General features: G+C 75.7%; 20 protein-coding genes. 12 read left to right on the forward strand and 8 right to left on the reverse strand.

What is annotated here, in order from left to right:
• Positions 1–111 precede the first annotated feature (111 nt).
• Positions 112–897 carry a GNAT family N-acetyltransferase gene (locus RND61_RS23850; protein ID WP_315880112.1) on the forward strand — a complete coding sequence of 262 codons (786 nt, stop codon included), beginning with the start codon at positions 112–114 and terminating at the stop codon, positions 895–897.
• An 11-nt stretch (positions 898–908) separates the two neighbouring features.
• Entirely contained in the window at positions 909–1823 is a 915-nt protein-coding gene (locus RND61_RS23855) for a lysophospholipid acyltransferase family protein (RefSeq protein WP_315880113.1), read from the forward strand.
• Here the strand turns inward: RND61_RS23855 and egtD are convergent.
• Genes egtD through egtA form a run of 4 tightly spaced genes read right to left on the reverse strand, consistent with a single transcriptional unit; the run spans position 1718 to position 6189 of the window.
• Positions 1718–2683: an L-histidine N(alpha)-methyltransferase gene (egtD, locus tag RND61_RS23860; protein WP_315880114.1), complete on the reverse strand. Its 966-nt coding sequence runs from the start codon at positions 2681–2683 to the stop codon at positions 1718–1720. The two genes, RND61_RS23855 and egtD, sit on opposite strands and share 106 nt — an antisense overlap.
• Positions 2680–3510, reverse strand: coding sequence for an ergothioneine biosynthesis protein EgtC (egtC, locus tag RND61_RS23865; RefSeq protein ID WP_315880115.1), 831 nt, complete (start codon positions 3508–3510; stop codon positions 2680–2682). Before egtC ends, egtD begins: the two co-directional genes overlap by 4 nt.
• 7 nt (positions 3511–3517) lie before the next feature.
• Positions 3518–4840 (reverse strand): ergothioneine biosynthesis protein EgtB, encoded by a 1323-nt coding sequence (gene egtB / locus RND61_RS23870; protein WP_315880116.1) that lies wholly within the window; start codon positions 4838–4840, stop codon positions 3518–3520.
• The gene (gene egtA, locus RND61_RS23875) at positions 4837–6189 is read right to left on the reverse strand and encodes an ergothioneine biosynthesis glutamate--cysteine ligase EgtA (RefSeq protein WP_315880117.1); all 1353 of its coding nucleotides are present in this window, start codon (positions 6187–6189) and stop codon (positions 4837–4839) included. The genes egtB and egtA overlap by 4 nt, the downstream gene beginning before the upstream one ends.
• 138 nt (positions 6190–6327) lie before the next feature.
• On the opposite strand from egtA, the gene RND61_RS23880 reads away from it, so the two are divergent.
• From RND61_RS23880 to RND61_RS23890, 3 genes are all read left to right on the forward strand, one after another.
• Positions 6328–7155 (forward strand): TIGR02452 family protein, encoded by an 828-nt coding sequence (locus RND61_RS23880; RefSeq protein ID WP_315880118.1) that lies wholly within the window; start codon positions 6328–6330, stop codon positions 7153–7155.
• A gap of 193 nt (positions 7156–7348) precedes the next feature.
• Positions 7349–7627, forward strand: coding sequence for a hypothetical protein (locus tag RND61_RS23885; protein ID WP_315880119.1), 279 nt, complete (start codon positions 7349–7351; stop codon positions 7625–7627).
• 146 nt (positions 7628–7773) lie between these two features.
• Positions 7774–8958: a thiolase family protein gene (locus tag RND61_RS23890; RefSeq protein ID WP_315880120.1), complete on the forward strand. Its 1185-nt coding sequence runs from the start codon at positions 7774–7776 to the stop codon at positions 8956–8958.
• A 58-nt stretch (positions 8959–9016) separates the two neighbouring features.
• On the opposite strand, the gene RND61_RS23895 is transcribed toward RND61_RS23890, so the two are convergent.
• Both RND61_RS23895 and RND61_RS23900 read right to left on the reverse strand, forming a co-directional pair.
• The gene (locus RND61_RS23895) at positions 9017–9415 is read right to left on the reverse strand and encodes a thioredoxin family protein (protein WP_315880121.1); all 399 of its coding nucleotides are present in this window, start codon (positions 9413–9415) and stop codon (positions 9017–9019) included.
• Between the two features lie 122 nt (positions 9416–9537).
• On the reverse strand, positions 9538–10131 hold the full coding sequence (locus RND61_RS23900; protein WP_315880122.1) for a GNAT family N-acetyltransferase: 594 nt from the start codon (positions 10129–10131) through the stop codon (positions 9538–9540).
• Positions 10132–10302: 171 nt separating this feature from the next.
• Here RND61_RS23900 and RND61_RS23905 point away from each other — a divergent pair, with 171 nt between their 5' ends.
• From RND61_RS23905 to RND61_RS23915, 3 genes are all read left to right on the forward strand, one after another.
• Complete coding sequence (locus RND61_RS23905) at positions 10303–10842, forward strand: hypothetical protein (protein ID WP_315880123.1); 540 nt, start codon at positions 10303–10305, stop codon at positions 10840–10842.
• A gap of 221 nt (positions 10843–11063) precedes the next feature.
• Entirely contained in the window at positions 11064–12020 is a 957-nt protein-coding gene (locus RND61_RS23910) for a Rieske (2Fe-2S) protein (RefSeq protein ID WP_315880124.1), read from the forward strand.
• A gap of 111 nt (positions 12021–12131) precedes the next feature.
• Entirely contained in the window at positions 12132–12560 is a 429-nt protein-coding gene (locus RND61_RS23915; RefSeq protein WP_315880125.1) for an SPW repeat domain-containing protein, read from the forward strand.
• Positions 12561–12639: 79 nt separating this feature from the next.
• Here the strand turns inward: RND61_RS23915 and RND61_RS23920 are convergent, their stop codons facing one another.
• A complete protein-coding gene (locus RND61_RS23920; RefSeq protein WP_315880126.1) occupies positions 12640–13161 on the reverse strand; it encodes a DUF1360 domain-containing protein in 522 nt (173 codons plus the stop codon).
• Between the two features lie 239 nt (positions 13162–13400).
• Here RND61_RS23920 and RND61_RS23925 point away from each other — a divergent pair, with 239 nt between their 5' ends.
• The 4 genes from RND61_RS23925 (at position 13401) to RND61_RS23940 (ending at position 16683) form a co-directional block, all read left to right on the forward strand.
• Positions 13401–14600, forward strand: coding sequence for a hypothetical protein (locus RND61_RS23925; RefSeq protein WP_315880127.1), 1200 nt, complete (start codon positions 13401–13403; stop codon positions 14598–14600).
• A 9-nt stretch (positions 14601–14609) separates the two neighbouring features.
• Positions 14610–15200 carry a hemerythrin domain-containing protein gene (locus tag RND61_RS23930; RefSeq protein WP_315880128.1) on the forward strand — a complete coding sequence of 197 codons (591 nt, stop codon included), beginning with the start codon at positions 14610–14612 and terminating at the stop codon, positions 15198–15200.
• A gap of 146 nt (positions 15201–15346) precedes the next feature.
• The gene (locus RND61_RS23935) at positions 15347–15832 is read left to right on the forward strand and encodes a DUF2243 domain-containing protein (protein ID WP_315880129.1); all 486 of its coding nucleotides are present in this window, start codon (positions 15347–15349) and stop codon (positions 15830–15832) included.
• On the forward strand, positions 15829–16683 hold the full coding sequence (locus RND61_RS23940) for a cytochrome c oxidase assembly protein (RefSeq protein WP_315880130.1): 855 nt from the start codon (positions 15829–15831) through the stop codon (positions 16681–16683). Before RND61_RS23935 ends, RND61_RS23940 begins: the two co-directional genes overlap by 4 nt.
• Positions 16684–16698: 15 nt before the next feature.
• On the opposite strand, the gene RND61_RS23945 is transcribed toward RND61_RS23940, so the two are convergent.
• A complete protein-coding gene (locus RND61_RS23945) occupies positions 16699–17064 on the reverse strand; it encodes a hypothetical protein (RefSeq protein WP_315880131.1) in 366 nt (121 codons plus the stop codon).
• Positions 17065–17139: the final 75 nt, after the last annotated feature.

The following is a 17139-nucleotide window of genomic DNA, read 5'->3' on the forward strand; positions in this document are numbered from 1 at the left end:
ATCCCCGCTCCGCCGGGCGGTCACGTCGAGGCCAGGCGGCGACGGCACAAGTAGGGGTACGGGCCACCGCACCCCCGCGGCCGCCCCCGCCGCCCGGCCCAAGGAGCCACCATGACCACCACGACCCCGGCCCCGGTCACCACCGCCCCGCCCGCCCCGGCGGCGCCCGCGCCCCGCTACCGGGTGTCCCTCGCCCGCGAGCAGGAGGACGTGCGGGCCGCGCAGCGCCTGCGGCACCTCGTCTTCGCCGGCGAACTGGGCGCGCGCCTCGACGGCCCGGAGCCCGGCCTCGACAGCGACGCCTTCGACGCGTACTGCGACCACCTCCTCGTACGGGACGGGGCCACCGGAGAGGTCGTCGGCACCTACCGCCTCCTCCCGCCCGAGCGGGCCCGCGTCGCCGGGCGCCTCTACGCGGACGGCGAGTTCGACCTCACCCGCCTCGCGCCCCTCCGCGACGACCTCGTCGAAGTCGGCCGCTCCTGCGTGCACCCCGCGCACCGCGACGGCGCCGTCATCTCCCTCATCTGGGCCGGCATCGCCCGCTACATGGCCCGCACCGGCCACAACTGGCTCGCCGGCTGCTGCTCCCTGCCGCTCGCCGACGGCGGCACCCTGGCCGCCGCCACCTGGGACGCCGTCAAGGCCAGGCACCTCGCCCCCGAGGAGTACTGGGTCACCCCGCGCCGCCTGTGGTCCCCCGACGGCGCCGCCCGCCCCGCCGCCCGCACCGAGCTCCCGCCGCTGCTGCGCGGCTACCTCCGCCTGGGCGCCTGGGTGTGCGGCGCCCCCGCCCACGACCCGGACTTCGGCACCGCCGACCTGTACGTCCTGCTGTCGATGCGCCGCACCAACCCCCGCTACCTGCGCCACTTCCTCTCCCTCGGCGCGGAGTGACGAGCGCCTGGTTGCCGTCCGCGCCCTGCACCCCCGGGCGGTGCGCCACCCCCGCGCACCCGGCGGCGGGGCCCCTGCGCGCGGCCCTGCGCCTCGCCGCCGGACCGGCCGCCGTCCTCACCGGGGTGGTCCTCGCCCCGCTCGCCGCGCCGCTCCCCCCGGCCGCCCGCCACCGGCTGACCCGCCTGTGGTGCCGGACCGTCCTGCGCGCCTTCGGCGTGCGGGTGCGCGTCACCGGCGCCCCGCCGCCGCCCGGGCCGCTCCTCGTCGTCGCCAACCACGTCTCCTGGCTCGACGTCCCCCTCGTCGCAGCCGTCCTGCCCGGCCGGATGGTCGCCAAGCGGGAGGTGCGCCACTGGCCGCTGCTCGGCCCGCTCGCCGCCCTGGGAGGCACCCTCTTCCTCGACCGGGACCGCCTGCGCGCCCTGCCGGGCGCGGTCCGCGCCCTCGTCCGGGCCCTCGCCGCCGGGCGCCGCGTCGTCGTCTTCCCCGAGGGCTCCACGTGGTGCGGCCGGGCCCACGGCAGGTTCCGCCCGGCCGCCTTCCAGGCCGCCCTCGACGCGGGCGTCCCCGTCCAGCCCGTACGGATCGCCTACCGGCCCCTGGGGCCCGCCGCGTTCGTCGGCGACGACCCGCTGGCCGCCTCGCTGTGGCGGGTCGCGACGGCCGGGCGGCTCACCGCCGAGATCCGGCTCCTCGCCCCGATCCCATACGGCGCCCACCCCGACCGCCGCGCCCTCGCCCGCGCCGCACGGGCGGCGGTCGCCGGCCCGGAGGCCACGCCGGCCGCCCGGACGGCCGCGACCGCCGCCCCGCCGGGTCAGACCGCCGCCGCCAGCGACAGCGCGAACCTCCCCTCCCCGTCCGTCCACCACCGCGACAGCTCCAGTCCGGCGGCCGCGAGCTCCGCCGCGACGCCCTCCTGACGGAACTTCGCCGACACCTCCGTCCGCATCTCCTCACCCGCCGCGAACGGCACCGCCAGATCCAGCTCGGGGATCTTCACGGTCAGCGCGCGCCGCGCCCGCAGCCGCATCTCGATCCACTCGTTGTCCCGGTCCCACAGGGCGACGTGGTCGAAGTCGTCCGGGTCGACGTCCGCGCCCAGCTCCCGCGCCAGCACCGACAGCACGTTCTTGTTGAACTCCGCCGTCACCCCCGCCGCGTCGTCGTACGCCGCCACCAGCGTCGCCTCGTCCTTCACCAGGTCCGTGCCGAGCAGCAGCGCGTCCCCCGGCTCCAGCAGCGACCGCACCGACCGCAGGAAGACCGCCCGCTGGCGCGGCAGCAGGTTGCCCAGGGTGCCGCCGAGGAACGCCACGAGCCGCGGCCCCGGCGTGCCCGGCAGCGCCAGGCCCCGCGTGAAGTCGGCGACCAGCGCGTGCACCCGCAGCCCGGGCAGCTCCGCGGTCAGCGCCCCGGCCGCGCCGGTCAGCGCCGACTCGCTGACGTCGACCGGTACGTAGTCCACCAGCTCCGGCCGCAGCGCCCGCAGCAGGTGCCGGGTCTTCTCCGACGAGCCCGACCCCAGCTCCACCAGGGTGCGGGCGCCGACCGCCCCGGCTATCTCCGCCGCCCGCGCGACGAGGATCTCCCGCTCGGCGCGGGTCGGGTAGTACTCCGGCAGCCGGGTGATCTCCTCGAACAGCTCGCTGCCCCGCGCGTCGTAGAACCACTTCGGCGGCAGCTCCTTCGGGGTGCGGGTCAGGCCGTTGCGCACGTCGGCGCGGAGATCGGCGCCGGTGGTGCCCTCGGGCAGGGTGCGGGTCAGCAGGAACGGGCTCACGCGGGGGACTCCTCGAGCGGTTCGGCGGACGTACGCCTCGGGTGCGGATCGGGGGAGGGGGCGGGGGGAGGGGCCGGCGGCGCGTCCAGGGAAGCGACCGTGACGCCGTCCGCCGTGGCGGTCAGCACCGTCCGGTCCGGCACCTCGCACCAGCCGGGGCCGTCGTCGTACGGCTCCGAGGCGACGACCACGCGCCGGCCGGGCCCGGCCAGGTACCACAGCGTGTCGCCCCACGCGGTCGCGGTGACCGTCCCGCCGTCCGTCAGCAGCAGGTTCAGCCGCGACCCGGGCGCGGCCGCCGCCACGTCGCGGACCACGCCGGCCAACGTCCCGGAGGGAGGGTCGCCGCGCCGCAGCCGGTGCAGCACCAGGGCCCACACGAGCGCCGAGTCGTTGCGGGCCTCCAGGGAGAGCAGTTCGGCGGGCGGCAGTCCGGCCGCGAGCGCGGCGACCGCGCCCGGCCAGCCGGCCACCGCCCCGTTGTGGCTGAACAACCACGGCCCGGACGCGAACGGCGCGGCGGCCGCCTCCCCGTCCGCGCCGGGCAGGGTCGCGTCCCGTACGGCGGCCAGCACCGCGCGCGAGCGCACCACGCGGGCCAGGTCCGCGAACGATGGGTCCGCCCACACGGGCCCCGCCCGCCGGTAGCGCGCCGGCACCGGGTCGCCCGGCGCGTACCAGCCGACGCCGAAACCGTCCGCGTTGACCGTCCCGTACCGCTGGCGGCGCGGCGCCCACGACTGCCGGTACAGCCCGTGCGGGGGCGCCACCAGCAGCTCCCCGAGCGGCCCCGCCTCGTCACCGACCCAGGCGATGTGACGGCACATCAGCGCCTCACCCCGCGTCCCGCGCCGTGCGGAAACCGGCGAAGATCTGCCGCCGCACCGGGAGGTCCCAGTTCCGGAACGTCCCCCGGCACGCCACCGGCGCCACCGCGAACGAACCGCCCCGCAGCACCTTGTGCCCGGGCCCGAAGAACACCTCCGAGTACTCCCGGTACGGGAACGCCACGAACCCCGGGTACGGCAGGAAGTCGCTCGCCGTCCACTCCCACACGTCGCCGATGAGCTGCCGCACCCCCAGCGGGGACGCCCCCGCCGGGTAGGCGCCGGCCGGCGCGGGGCGCAGGTGCCGCTGCCCCAGGTTGGCGTGGTCCGGGGTCGGCTCGGCATCGCCCCACGGGTAACGCCGCGACCGGCCGGACACCGGGTCGTACCGGGCGGCCTTCTCCCACTCGGCCTCCGTCGGCAGCCGCCGGCCCGCCCAGCGCGCGTAGGCGTCGGCCTCGTACCAGCTGACGTGCAGCACCGGCTCGTCGTCCGGCACGGGCTCCACGACGCCGAAGCGCCGCCGCAGCCACTGCCCGCCCTCGTACCGCCAGAACAGCGGCGCGCCGATGCCGTGCCGACGGATCTGCGCCCAGCCCTCGGGCGCCCACCAGCGCGGGTCGCGGTAGCCGCCGTCGTCGACGAAGCGCCGGTACGCGCCGCACGTCACCGGCACCGTGTCGATGAAGAACGCGGGCACGGACCGCACGTGCCCGGGGCGTTCGTTGTCCAGGGCCCACGGCTCCTCGTCGTGGGAGGTGCCCATCGTGAACGGCCCGCCCGGCACCCGCACCTCGGCGGGGAGCCCGGCCGCGTCGTCGGCGGGGCGCGGCGGCTCCGGCGCGGACAGCGCGGCCGGGCCCCGGCGTAGTTGATGGGTAATCAGCATGGTCTCGTCGTGCTGCTGCTCGTGCTGGGCGACCATCCCGAACGCGAACGCGGCGTCCACCAGCGGGTCGCCCTCCAGCCGGGCCGCGCCGAGGAGGTCGAGGACCCGGTCGCGGACCTCGGCCGCGTACGCCCGCGCCTCGCGCGGCGACAGCAGCGGCAGGGACGGGCGGGTGGCGCGGGGGTGCTGGAAGGCGTCGTACAGCGGGTCGATCTCGGGCCACAGCGCGGCACGGCCGCCCACGGCCCGCAGCAGCCACTGCTCCTCCTGGTTGGGGATGTGCGCCAGGTCCCAGACCAGCGGGGACATCAACGGGGAGTGCTGGGCGGTCAGTTCGCCGTCGTCGACGCAGTCGGTGAGCAGGGCGGTGCGCGCCCGAGCCGCCGCCAGCGCGTCGTACGCCCGTTGCCGGAGCGCCTCGGGGGAGGTGGTGACGGTCATGTGCGGGGCTCCTTCCCGGAGTCGGGGCCGGGACCGGAAGGGGTCGTGGCCGTGGGGGCGGGACGGACGGAAGGCGGGGGAGGCGACGGGACGGGGGCGGGGTGCTGGTCGTCGGCCGGGCAGCGGCGCCGCAGCACGAACCGCTCGTGGAAGGCGGCCACCGCGTCCCGCACGGCGGTGGGCGCGCCCGAGCGGGCCAGCGCGTCGAGGGCGAGCCGGAAGCACTCCACGGCCGCCCGGTGCAGCGCGGGCGCGCCCGGCCCGTCCCGGACCGCCGCCCGCCAGTGCGCGTCCCTCGGCGGGGGCAGCGGCCCGGCCGTCTCCGCCAGCGGCAGCAGCGTCCGGTACGCCGCGTCGGCCGCCTCCGGGTCGTCGAACAGGGCCGTCGTCACGGCCAGGGGGACGATCCAGCCGTCGTCACCGGACTGCGCGTCCAGCATGCGCAGCTCCAGATGGCTGCCCCGCGGCCGTACGGGCGGGAACAGCGTCGTCAGGTGGTAGTCGAGGTCGGCGCGGGTCGGGGCCCGCAGCGCTCCGGAGCGCAGCCACGCGCGAAACGTCAGCCCCTCCGGTACCGTCCAGGGCCCTTCGGCCGTGCGCACGCACATCACCGGCGTGTCCAGCACGTGCCGCGCCCACGCGCCGCGCGGCTCCCGGCCGGGGGGCGGAGCCAGGCCCCGCGACGGGTCGACGGTCGCCCACAGCGACTGCCGCGTGGACCGCAGCCCGGTCGGACGCCCGTGCAGCACCGGCGAGTTGGCGAACGTGGCGACGAGCACCGGGCCCAGCAGGTGGGCCAGCCGCCACCGCCGCTCGTACCCGAGGGGGCCCGGCTCCTCGTACCCGGAGTCCACGCACACCTGCACGGACGCCGAGTCGCGCATCATGGACCGCCCGGCGGTGCCCCAGCGGTCGAGGTAGACCTCCATCGCGTCGTAGCGGGGCTCGCGCAGCAGCCGGTCCCGCGCGGGGAGCCAGGGGTCGGTGCCGGAGCCGGTGAGGGCCAGTCCGAGACGGGCGAGCGCGGCGCGTACGGCGGAGAGGTCGGCAGAGACGGTGGCGACGCACTCGGCGAGCGAGGCGGCGGGCGGCGAGCTGAGCTCAAGCTGCCCGCCGGGTTCGAGGGTGAGCGGCGACCCCAGGTCCAGGGTGCGCAGGGCGGTGAAGGCGGTGTGCAGGCGGTCGCGGGGGACGGGCAGGTGCGGGCGGTGCAGGTCGTGGACGAACCACTCCAGCTCGACCCCGACCGCGCGGGGCGGGCCCGTCTTGAAGCAGATACATCGCAGCAGGTCCTCGGCCTCGTCCTCGGACAGCGGCGGACCGCTGTCCGGGTGGGCGCTCGACGGCATGGTCCAGCTCCTCCTGTCGCGGGGCGTACCGTCCCACCTAAGCCACCGTCGCGGAGCCGCACAAGAGCGCCCGGGGGAACGGCACGTGCCGGACAAACCCGTTGCGGACCCTCCGCATGATCGCGAACGATGCGGGGTATGAGCGCACGTCTACGCGGTATCGCACGGGAGACGGAAGAGATCGTCGCGGCGGGCCGGTACCGGACCCCCGGCGGCGGTGAGGTCCGCATCGCCGAGCTGGTGGCCCGGGCCCTCGACGGCACCGCCCTGCACGGTCCCGGGCCCGTCCCCGCCACTCCGGACACGGACCGGACCACCCGCGTCGAGGTCACCGGGGAGTCCAGCACCGAGGCGGCGCGCCGGCTCACCGCCGCCGCCCCCGGCGACCCCGTCGCCGTCCTCAACTTCGCCTCCGCCCGCAACCCCGGCGGGGGCTACCTGAACGGCGCCCAGGCCCAGGCGGAGGCCCTGTGCCGCGCCTCCGCCCTGTACGCCACGCTGCTGCGCGCCCCCGGGTACTACGAGCACCACCGCGCCGACCGCGACCCGTTCTACACGGACCGGGTCATCCACTCGCCCGGCGTGCCGGTCTTCCGCGACGACCGCGGCAGGCTCCTCGACCGCCCGTACACGGTGGGCTTCCTCACCTCGCCGGCGCCCAACGCGGGCGTCATCCGCTCCCGTGCGCCCGAACGGGCCGCCCGCATACCGGCCGCCCTGGCGTCGCGCGCCGAGCGCGTCCTGGAGACGGCCGTCGCCCACGGCTACCACTGCCTCGTGCTGGGCGCCTGGGGCTGCGGCGTCTTCCGCAACGACCCCGCGGACGTGGCGGGCGCCTTCAGGGCGCTGCTCACCGGGGAGGGGCGGTTCGCGGGCCACTTCGACGAGGTCGTGTTCGCCGTGCTGGACCGGACCCACGAGGGGCGGACGGCAGCGGCGTTCCGCGCGGCGTTCCCCGCGGGGTAGGGCGTACGGCTCCGGCCGCGGCGTCCGCCCGTCGGTGCCGGGGCCCCGCGCCGTCTGGTGGCCCCGGGGCCCGCGCCGCCCGTCGGTTCCGGGGTCTCGTGCCGGCGAGCGGGCGCTCGTGGTCGCGTCGCGCGCGCCCCTCCGGCGCGCCCCTGACGTGCGCGGGGCGCCATACGTCCTTAGCGTCACGACCATGGACACACATCGGCAGCACCCGCGGCGCCTGGAGATCCTGATCGTGCCGGAGCACGCGGAGGGCCGCGACGCCGCGCACCTCGCGGAGGTGGCGATCCGCTCGGCCGTGGTGGACGCCACCGGCGAGACGGGCGCCTCCGGCTACCCCCGGTACGCCGGGGGCGGCATGGTCGCGGACATCGACCCGGAGACCCGTACCGTGGAGGCGCTCCTGGTGGACGGGTCGGAGCTGGACTACGGCCTGTCGGCACGGGTCGCGGAGCCGCGCGGGGGGTGAGGGCGGCGCCGGGCCGACGGCGGGCGCCCGTTGACACCGACCGCCCCGGGGCCGGAGACTCACCCCGTCGATAGTGAACATCCGTTCACCGTACGTATGCGCGCGTGCGGGCCCGTGTGCGCGCACCAGGCCGTGGGAGAGCCCCGATGAGCATCCGCGACGTCTACATCGTCGACGCCGTCCGCACACCGATCGGCAAGTTCGGCGGCGCCCTCTCCTCCGTACGCCCCGACGACCTCGCGGCGCACGTCGTACGGGCGCTGGTCGACCGCACGCCGGACCTCGACCCGGCGCGGATCGACGACGTCTACTTCGGCGACGCCAACGGCGCCGGCGAGGACAACCGCGACGTGGCCCGCATGGCGGTCCTGCTGGCCGGACTGCCCGTCACGGTGCCCGGCGTGACCGTCAACCGCCTGTGCGGCTCCGGCCTCGAAGCGGTCGTGCAGGCCGCCCGCGCCATCGCGCTGGGCGACGCGTCGGTCGTCCTGGCGGGCGGCGTCGAGTCGATGTCGCGCGCCCCCTGGGTCCTGCCGAAGCCCGAGCGGGCGTTCCCCGCCGGGCACCAGGAGATGTACTCGACGACGCTCGGCTGGCGCATGGTCAACCCGAGGATGCCGGCCGAGTGGACCGTGTCGCTGGGCGAGGGCGCCGAGCAGATCGCCGACAAGCACGCCATCGGCCGCGAGCAGCAGGACGCCTTCGCGCTCGCCAGCCACCGCAAGGCCGCCCGGGCGTGGGCGGAGGGCCTCTTCGACGGCGAGGTCGTCCCGTACGAGGGCGTGGACCTGCCCCGCGACGAGAGCGTCCGCGACACGACGTCCATGGAGGCCCTGGCCAAGCTGAAGCCGTCGTTCCGCGCGGACGGCACGGTGACCGCGGGCAACGCCTCGCCGCTGAACGACGGCGCGGCGGCCCTCCTCCTCGTCGACGAGGAGGGCCTGCGCGCCTGCGGCCGGGAGCCGCTCGCGCGGATCCGCGCGTCGGCGGTGACGGGCATCGAGCCGCAGTTGTTCGGGCTCGGCCCGGTGGAGGCGGTCCAGCGGGCCCTGGGCCGGTCGGACCGCTCCTTCGCCGACCTGGCCGTCATGGAACTGAACGAGGCGTTCGCGGCCCAGGCGCTCGGCTGCCTGGCCGAGTGGCCGGAACTGGACCCGGCGATCGTCAACCCGCGCGGCGGCGCCATCGCGATCGGCCACCCGCTCGGCGCGTCCGGCGCCCGCCTCGCGGGCTCGGTCGCCCACCAACTGGCGGCGGCGGGCTCGGGCACGGGCGTGGCGGCGCTGTGCATCGGGGTGGGCCAGGGCATCGCGGTGGTCCTGGAACGGTGAACGGGCGCGGGGCCGCGCCCCGCGCCCGCTTGCGACGGGGTTCGGCCCCGCCGGGGGATCAGTGATCGCCGCCCGGGGCCCCCGGGGCGCGGTCACCCGCCTCGGCCTCGTCGATCGCCTTCCGCACGGCGTCCATGTCCAGCTCGCGGGCCTGCCCGATGACGTCCTCCAGGACGGGCTCGGGCAGCGCGCCGGGCTGCGCGAAGACGGCGACGTTCTCCCGGACGATCATCAGGGTCGGGATCGACTGGATGTCGAAGGCGGCGGCGAGCTCCTGCTGCGCCTCCGTGTCGACCTTGGCGAACACGAGGTCGGGATGGCGCTCCGACGCCTTCTCGTAGACGGGGGCGAACCGGAGGCACGGGCCGCACCACGACGCCCAGAAGTCGATCAGGACGAAGTCGTTGTCCGACACGACCTGGTCGAAGTTCTCCTTGGTCAGTTCGATCGTGCTCATGCCGTCCGCCTCTCAGGGGGTCCGTAGGTGCCCCGCACAACGGTGCCCGGGGCCGTGGCTATTCCCCTGCCCCTTTTCGGGGCGCTGCCACGCCCCCTCCCGTCCCGCCCCGCCCGTCCGGCTCACAGCCGCGCGGCGAGCCGCTCCTTCACCGGCGGCCACTCCTCGGCGAGGAGCGAGAAGTAGACGCTGTCCCGCCAGGTGCCGTCCGGCCGCCGCCGGTGCCGGCGCAGCACCCCCTCGCGCCGTGCGCCGAGCCGGGCGATCGCCGCCTGCGAGCGCTGGTTGAGGTGGTCGGTCTTCAACTGCACGCGGCCCATGCCGAGTTCCTCGAAGGCGTGGGTCAGGAGCAGCAGCTTGGACTCGGTGTTGACCGCGGTGCGCCAGTAGGCGCGCCCGTACCAGGTCCAGCCGATCTCCAGGCGCTCGTCGTCCACGTCGACGTCCATGTAGCAGGTCCACCCCACGGCCCGGCCCTCGGCGCGGTGCACGACGGCGAACGGCACGTACTCCCCGCGTTCGGCCTTCGCCAGCAGGCCCCGGGCCTTCACGGCCAACTCCTCCTCGCTGCGCGGCGCGGGCCCGCCCTGCCACCGCCACACCTCCTCGTCCCGCCCGCCGGCGGCGAACAGGTCCGGGAGGTGCCGCATGTCCAGCGGCTCCAGGCGCACGTGGCGGCCGACAAGGGTGGTGGGCGCGGGTCTCGTGGCAGACATGGACGCACTCTAACCCGCCATTGCACTAGCCTCAACAGGTTAATGCCCTAGTGCAAAAGGGGGAGGGCGGTGTGGCGGTCGCACGCCCGCGGTCCCTCCCATCCCCGTCCCCGGCCCGGGGCGGGGCGCCGCGGGCGGGTCGACCGGGCCGGACCGGGTACCCGGCGCCCCATGATGAAGCGCGCTCTGTGGCAAGGGTTGGTGGCGGGTGCGGCGGGCGGCGTCGTGATGACGCTGGGCGAGAAGGTCGAGCAGCGCCTCACCGGCCGTCCCGACTCCCACGTCCCCGCACGTGTACTGGAACGCCTCACCGGCATGGCGGAGCGGCCCGGCAGGCAGCCGGTGCCGGTGAACTGGGCCATGCACTTCGGTCAGGCCGCCGTACTGGGCGTCCTGCGGTCGGTGATGGCCCACGCCGGGCTCCGGGGGCCGTGGTCCTCGGCGCAGTTCGCCGTGGTCCGCCTCACCAACGACCAGATCCTGGAGAACGCCACCGGGGTCGGCGCCCCGCCGACCACCTGGCCCCGCGGGGAACTGGTGGTGGACCTGGTGCACAAGGCCGTCTACGCCTTCGTGACCGGGGCCGTCGCCGACGCCCTGGCGGCTGCGGACGGCCCCGGCCCCGGGCAGCGCCACGCCGCCGTCCGGCCCGGCCGCCACGCCGACGTCGGCCCGATCCCCCGCGGGGACTCCTACGGGCGCGGACGGTGAGCCGCGCGCCCGGCCCGGCGCCGGGCACGGGACCCGGTTCCTGCCGCACGCGACCGCTCCCGCCCTCCCCGGGAGGGGGCCCGCCGGACCCGGCCGGCGGGCCCCCTCGCGCCCTTCTCCCCGGGTTCCGGGCCGGTGCCGCCCGGGGCACGCGGCCCGTACGCGTGCCGGGAAGCCGGTCCCGGAGTTTCCCCGGCCCGCGGAGGGCTACTCGCTCCGGCATGGAGCGATCACTCACGCGTTACCGCGCGGCGGAGACCGCGCGGCGGCTTCTCCCGTCGGCCGACGGACCCGGGCGCGTCCTGCGGGGCGTGGACCGGCTGGAGCGGTGGCCCGGGGCGGACCGGCTGATCGACGCGGTCCGGGCGGCGGTCCGGGCGGTCCCCCTGGGGGCCGGGCGGGACGCGCTGCACGGGCGCTGGCTCGGGCACCCCGTACACCCGCTGATGGTGCAGTTGCCCATCGGCACGTGGCTGTCGGCGGGGGTGCTCGACGCGCTGCCCGGCCGGCGCCGCGGGGCGCGGACCCTGATCGGGGTGGGGCTGGCCGCGGCGGGACCGGCGGCGCTGGCCGGCTGGACCGACTGGGCCGAGCTGCCGAAGGAGCAGCAGCGGGTGGGGCTGGTGCACGCGGCCGCCAACGTCACCGGGGTCGCCCTGTACGCGGCCTCGTACGCCGCGAGGCGCCGCGGGCGCGTCCGGCGCGGCAAGGCGCTGGGGTACGCCGGACTCTCCGTGGTCGCCGCCGGCGGCGCGCTGGGCGGCCACCTCGCCTACCGCCAGGCGTCCGGCGCCAACCACGCCGAGTACGTCCCGCACGTGGTCGAGGCGGGCTGGCACGCGGTGGGCGACGTCGCGGAGTTCCCGGTGGGGCGCGCGGTGCGGCGCCACGTCGGCGAGGTGGCGGTCATGGTGGTCCGCGAGGAGGGGGGCGCCGTCCACGTGCTGGCCGACCGGTGCAGCCACATGGCCGGACCGCTGTCGGAAGGCGAGATCGCGGACGGCTGCGTGCGCTGCCCCTGGCACGGCAGCGTGTTCCGGCTGGCCGACGGCTGGAACGTCCGCGGGCCCGCGACGGCACCCCAGCCGTCCTTCGACACCCGCGTCGTCGGCGACCGCCTGGAAGTACGGCTCCGGCACACCGCCGGCGCCGGTGACGACGCCGCCGAGGCGGCATGAGGCAGTGCACACCGAAGTGCAGTGCCCACCGAAGTGGGGAAGGGAGCGCGAGGCATGGTAGGGAAAGCGGTACCGAGAGCGCATCAGTCCCTGGCACCCGAAACCCGGCGGGTGCTGAGGGAAGGACAACGCGACCAGCTCGTCAGCCTGTTGTTGCTGCTCACGGCCGTCGCGCTGTTCGTCGCCCCCTGGGTCAACGGCGAGCCCGACGCGGCCAAGGACGCCCACCGCAACGAGCTGGGCGTCGGCATGCTGGTGCTGTTCGTGGCGATGGCCCGTTTCAAGTGGCACCTGGGCAGGTGGGCGGATCTGACGGTGCTGGCCGCCGGCGCCTGGCTGGTCGCCTCCCCGTGGCTGCTGGGGCTCCGCGACACCGTGGTCTTCGCCGACGGGGCCCATGTGTTCGACGTGGCCGCGGGAAGCGTCCTGATCGTCCTGTCGGTCGTCTCGCTCCTGCTGTACGGCCCTTCCACGCCGGACGGCGCCGGAAGCGGACGGCAGGGGAGGCCGGCCGGGAGCGGGCGGCACCGGAAGGAGTGAGGTGAGGCGGCGGTGAGGCCGCGGCGGGGCCCGAGGCCCCGCCGCGGCCCTGTGGCGTCGTACCGGCGGACGGTCGCCGTCAGTCGCCGCCGGTGACCTTCTCGGTCAGCGCGCTGTAGGCCAGCTGGAGGGTGTCGGCCCCGGCGAGGGCGGTGAGGGCGCCCGTGACCGTGCGCGTGGCCCGCGGCCACAGCAGCCCGGCGGCGGTCAGGGTCGTGACGGTCCAGACGCTCAGGCAGAAGGGGCACGACACGAGCTCGCCCACCGTGTGGGCGGCGCCCTCGCGCGGCTCCTCGTGCACCTCGGAGGGCCCCTGCGGCCCCCGGTACTCCGTGAAGGGCGCCCGCAGGGGACGCGTCACCGCGCCCTTGCTCACCAGTCGGCTCAACCGGAAGGCCGCCACCGACGTCAACGCCAGGTCCCACGGCTCCGGCCGCTCGGGCAGCGGGCGCCCCCGCGACCGTACGGCCGCCGCCCACGCCGCCGTGTAGCCGGCGAAGGCGGCGAGCGCGGCGGCGTGCCCGCCCACCGGCGAGGGGTCCTCCTCCCGCGCGTAGGCGTGGCGCAGCCGCTCGGCGACGCGTGTGATCAGTTCCGACATCCCGTTCCCTCGTCCCTCGTCCGTGGATGGCCCTGCCACGGGTGCCCTCGCGTGCCCGCGCGAATCCCCGTTCCGAGGGTGAGCCACCTGGAGCACCGCGCTGGTGGGCCGCGGTCCGACACGGTAGGGATGGAAAGGAACCGGCCATACCCATGGAGATCACGCCATTTTTTCTCATAGGGCGCGTATCGCGGGTACCCGGCCCCCGCTGTGATCCCGCACTCGCGAAGGAACCGTCCATGACGTTCAACCCACTGGAGCAACGCGGCATCCCGCTGGACCGCCAGGTCCGCAGCTGGCGGGAGCTCAACGTGGCTCCGATCGACCCCGACCACTGCGACCCGTACACCCGCTGCCGGATCATCACCATGAACGGCATCGAGGTCGAGGCGATCCTTTTCAGCCACCAGATGGCACGCCACACGCTGGACCCCGAGGTCAAGCGGCAGCTGGCGAGCGTCCGCTACATCGAGGCGCAGCAACAGAAGGCGGTCAACTGGCTCCTCCCGGGCGTGTCCTCCGTGCTGGAGACGACGATCGCCTACGAGCAGGTCGCGGTCGACCTGACCGCGTGGGTGGCGCGGATGGAGCCGGACCCGTACCTGAAGCAGGCGTACCAGTTCGGCGTCCTGGAGGACTTCGACCACCTGTACCGGTACGCGAACCTGTACGAGATGATCGAGCACCGCAAGGCCGAGTCGATCGTCGACGGGCTGACCGAGGTCATGCCCGGACGGCCCACCAGGTTCCACCACCGCGCCCCGGTCGACAACGTCCGCGACCCGTACGCCAAGGACAAGACGAACCCGCTGTCGAAGCTGCACGCGCTGACGATCATGTCGGCGGAGCAGCAGACGATGAACTTCTACATGAACACCGGCCCCACCTACATGGAGCCGATCGCCCGCCAGCTGTACCAGGAGATCGGCCTCATCGAGGAGGAGCACGTCACCCACTACGAGTCGCTCGTCGACCCGGGGGAGACGTGGTGGGAGCAACTGGTCAACCACGAGTACAACGAGTGCTACCTCTACTACTCCTTCATGGAGCAGGAGAGCGACCCCAGGATCAAGGCGATCTGGGAGCTGCACCTCAACATGGAGCTGGAGCACCTGCACGCCGCCTGCGACCTGATGCGCCGCCACGACGGCCGCGACCCGGCGGAGGTGCTGGCGCCGCAGCTGCCGAACGTGCTCACCTTCGAGCCGAACAAGGCGTACCTGCGCGAGCTGCTGGACACGCAGATCGACCTCACCACCCTGGGCGCCGGCTACGTGCGCGAGGCGCACGAGCGGTTCGAGGCGATGCAGGCGCGGCTCCACGGCGACGAGGCGCCGCCCAGCGACCGGGTCATGGACGAGCACCAGGAGATGTTCGGCCGGGAGTACCGGCTGGAGACCGAGGGTGAGCACCCCGATCCGGCCCTGCGGGAGAAGTGAGGACACGCGATGGCGAAGAGCGCGCCCACCCCGCAGGCGGGGGACGACAACGCGACGGACGACGACGTCGTGTCGCTGCTGATGCGCCAGCACGGCGACATCCGCAACCTCTTCGACGAGGTCGAGAGCGCCACGGGCGACGAGCGGCGGGACGCGTTCCGCCACCTGGTGCGCCTCCTGGCCGTGCACGAGACGGCGGAGGAGGAGGTGGTGCACCCCTTCGCGCGCCGCAACGTGCCGGGCGGTGACGCGGTCGTGGAGGAACGGCTCGCCGAGGAGCGCGAGGCCAAGGAGGTCCTGGCCTCCCTGGAGGACATGGATCCCGACTCCCCGGACTTCGCGGAGCGGCTGCTGGCGCTGCGGACGGCGGTCCAGGAGCACGCCCGCGCCGAGGAGCGCTACGAGTTCACCCACATCCGACGCAGCGGTGACGCCGGCAGGCTCGCGGCGATGGCCCGCGGCGTCAAGGCGGCCGAGGCGATGGCACCGACCCGTCCCCACCCGGGCGTGGAGTCCGGCACGGCCAACGTGCTGCTGGGGCCGGTCGCCGCGCTGATGGACCGTACGAGGGACGCCGTGCGCTCGGCGATGGGCGGCTGACCGGTCGACCGGGAGGCCGGTGCGCGACGCGGACAGGCGGCGCGCACCGGCCCCGTCCGGGGCGGACCCGGAAAGTACGGCGAAGACGGCGAAGACGAGGAAGACGCGGAGAGGCGCACGGCCGCGGAGAGGGAGAGAGCCACACGATGGCGAGCGGAGCCGCCCCGCCCCGGGGCACCCCCCTGCCACGGCGTTCCCTGGCGGTCTTCGCGCTGATCGGCGCGGCCCTGATGGCCGCGCTCGACGAGATCGTCTTCCACCAGATCCTGCACTGGCACCACTTCTACGACCGCTCCACGCCGGGCGTCGGCCTCCTGTCCGACGGGCTCCTGCACACCGTCGAACTCGGCGCCCTGGTCGCCGGCGGGGTCCTCTACGCGGACCTGCGCCGCCGGGGCGCCCTGTCGCCGGCGCACGCCCGGGCCGGGCTCTTCCTCGGGCTGGGGGGCTTCCAGCTCTTCGACGGGGTCGTCGACCACAAGCTGCTGCGCGTGCACCAGATCCGCTACGGGGTGGACGTCACCCCCTACGACTGGGCGTGGAACACCGCCGGGCTGCTCCTGCTGCTCGTCGGAGCCCTCCTGGCCCTGCGGGCCCGCCGCCGCGCGGACGGCCGCGGGGCGGGCGCGTGAGTCCGGCGGCGAGCGTCCCGGCCGCCGCGGCGGGCCATCCGGCGGGGGTCTTCGGCCTGGCCGCCGCCGCCGTGGCGCTGGCGGCGACCGCGGCCTACGTCCTGGCCGCCCTCCGCCTGCGCGGGCGCGGCGACGCCTGGCCCTGGTGGCGCGACGCGTCCTTCGCCGCCGGCTGCATGGCCATCGCCCACGCGATGTTGACGCCGATGCCCGGCGAGCCCTTCACCGCGCACATGGCGCACCACGTCGTCACGGCCATGGCCGCCCCCGTCCTCGTGGTTCTCGGACGGCCCCTGACGCTGCTGCTGCGCAGCCTGCCGCCCGGGCACGCACGGCGGGGACTGCTGGCCGTGGCGCACTCCCGGCCCGTCGCGTGGCTGCTTTTCCCGCCCGTGGCGGCGCTGCTGGACATGGGCGGCCTGTGGCTGCTGCACCGCTCGCCGGTCCTCGCCGACGCCCACCACCAGCCGGTGCTGGGCGCCGCCGTGCAGGCCCACCTGCTGGCCGCGGGGCTGCTGTTCACCTTCTCCGTGTGCCGGCTCGATCCGGTGCGCCACCGGTGGGGCCTGGCGCTGCGGGGCGCCACCCTGCTCGTCGCCGGCGCGGCCCACGCCGTGCTCGCCAAGACGCTGTATGCGACGCCGCCGCCCGGGACCTCGTTCACGGCCCTTGACCTGCAGACCGGCGCGCAGCTCATGTACTACGGCGGTGACCTGGCCGAACTCGCCCTCGCCTCCGTACTCGCCGCCGAGTGGTACACGCGCGGGGGCCGGGCCCTCCGAAGGGCCGACTCCCGCGGGACCACCGCCACCGGCCGTCTCGAACCGGCGGCCGGAGGGGCGGGGGCGTAGCGGGGGACCGCCGCTTCACCGCAGGGCGAGAACCCAGGCGGTGAGGCCGACGAGGGCGAAGACGCCCGCGGCCAGGGAGGCGGCGGTCATGCACAGGAGGCGTCGGCGCAACTGCTCGTACCGCCGGGCGTACTCCTCGCGGAGTTCCGCGGCGCGGCGCGTCAGGTGTCCCAGCGCCCGCTCCACCTGCTCGACGCGGTCCTCGGCGTAGAGGCGGGCGACCTCCTCGTGCTGGGCGGTGGTCAGCCACGGCAGCCGCAGGGCGAAGGCGTCGGCCTGCCGCCGGATCTCGTCCGGACGGGTCTCGGCCGCGAGGCGGTCCCCCGGGCGTTCCGGTCCCGCCGCGGCTCCGGTGTGCTCCCGCGGGCGGCCCGGCATCATCTGTGGTCCTCACCGGAGACGATCGTGTCGTTCTCGGGGTCCACCACGTCGCGGCCCTTGTTCCACCCCCGGTCC

The sequence above is a fragment of the Streptomyces tamarix genome (genome assembly GCF_032423885.1).
Taxonomy (GTDB): domain Bacteria; phylum Actinomycetota; class Actinomycetes; order Streptomycetales; family Streptomycetaceae; genus Streptomyces; species Streptomyces tamarix.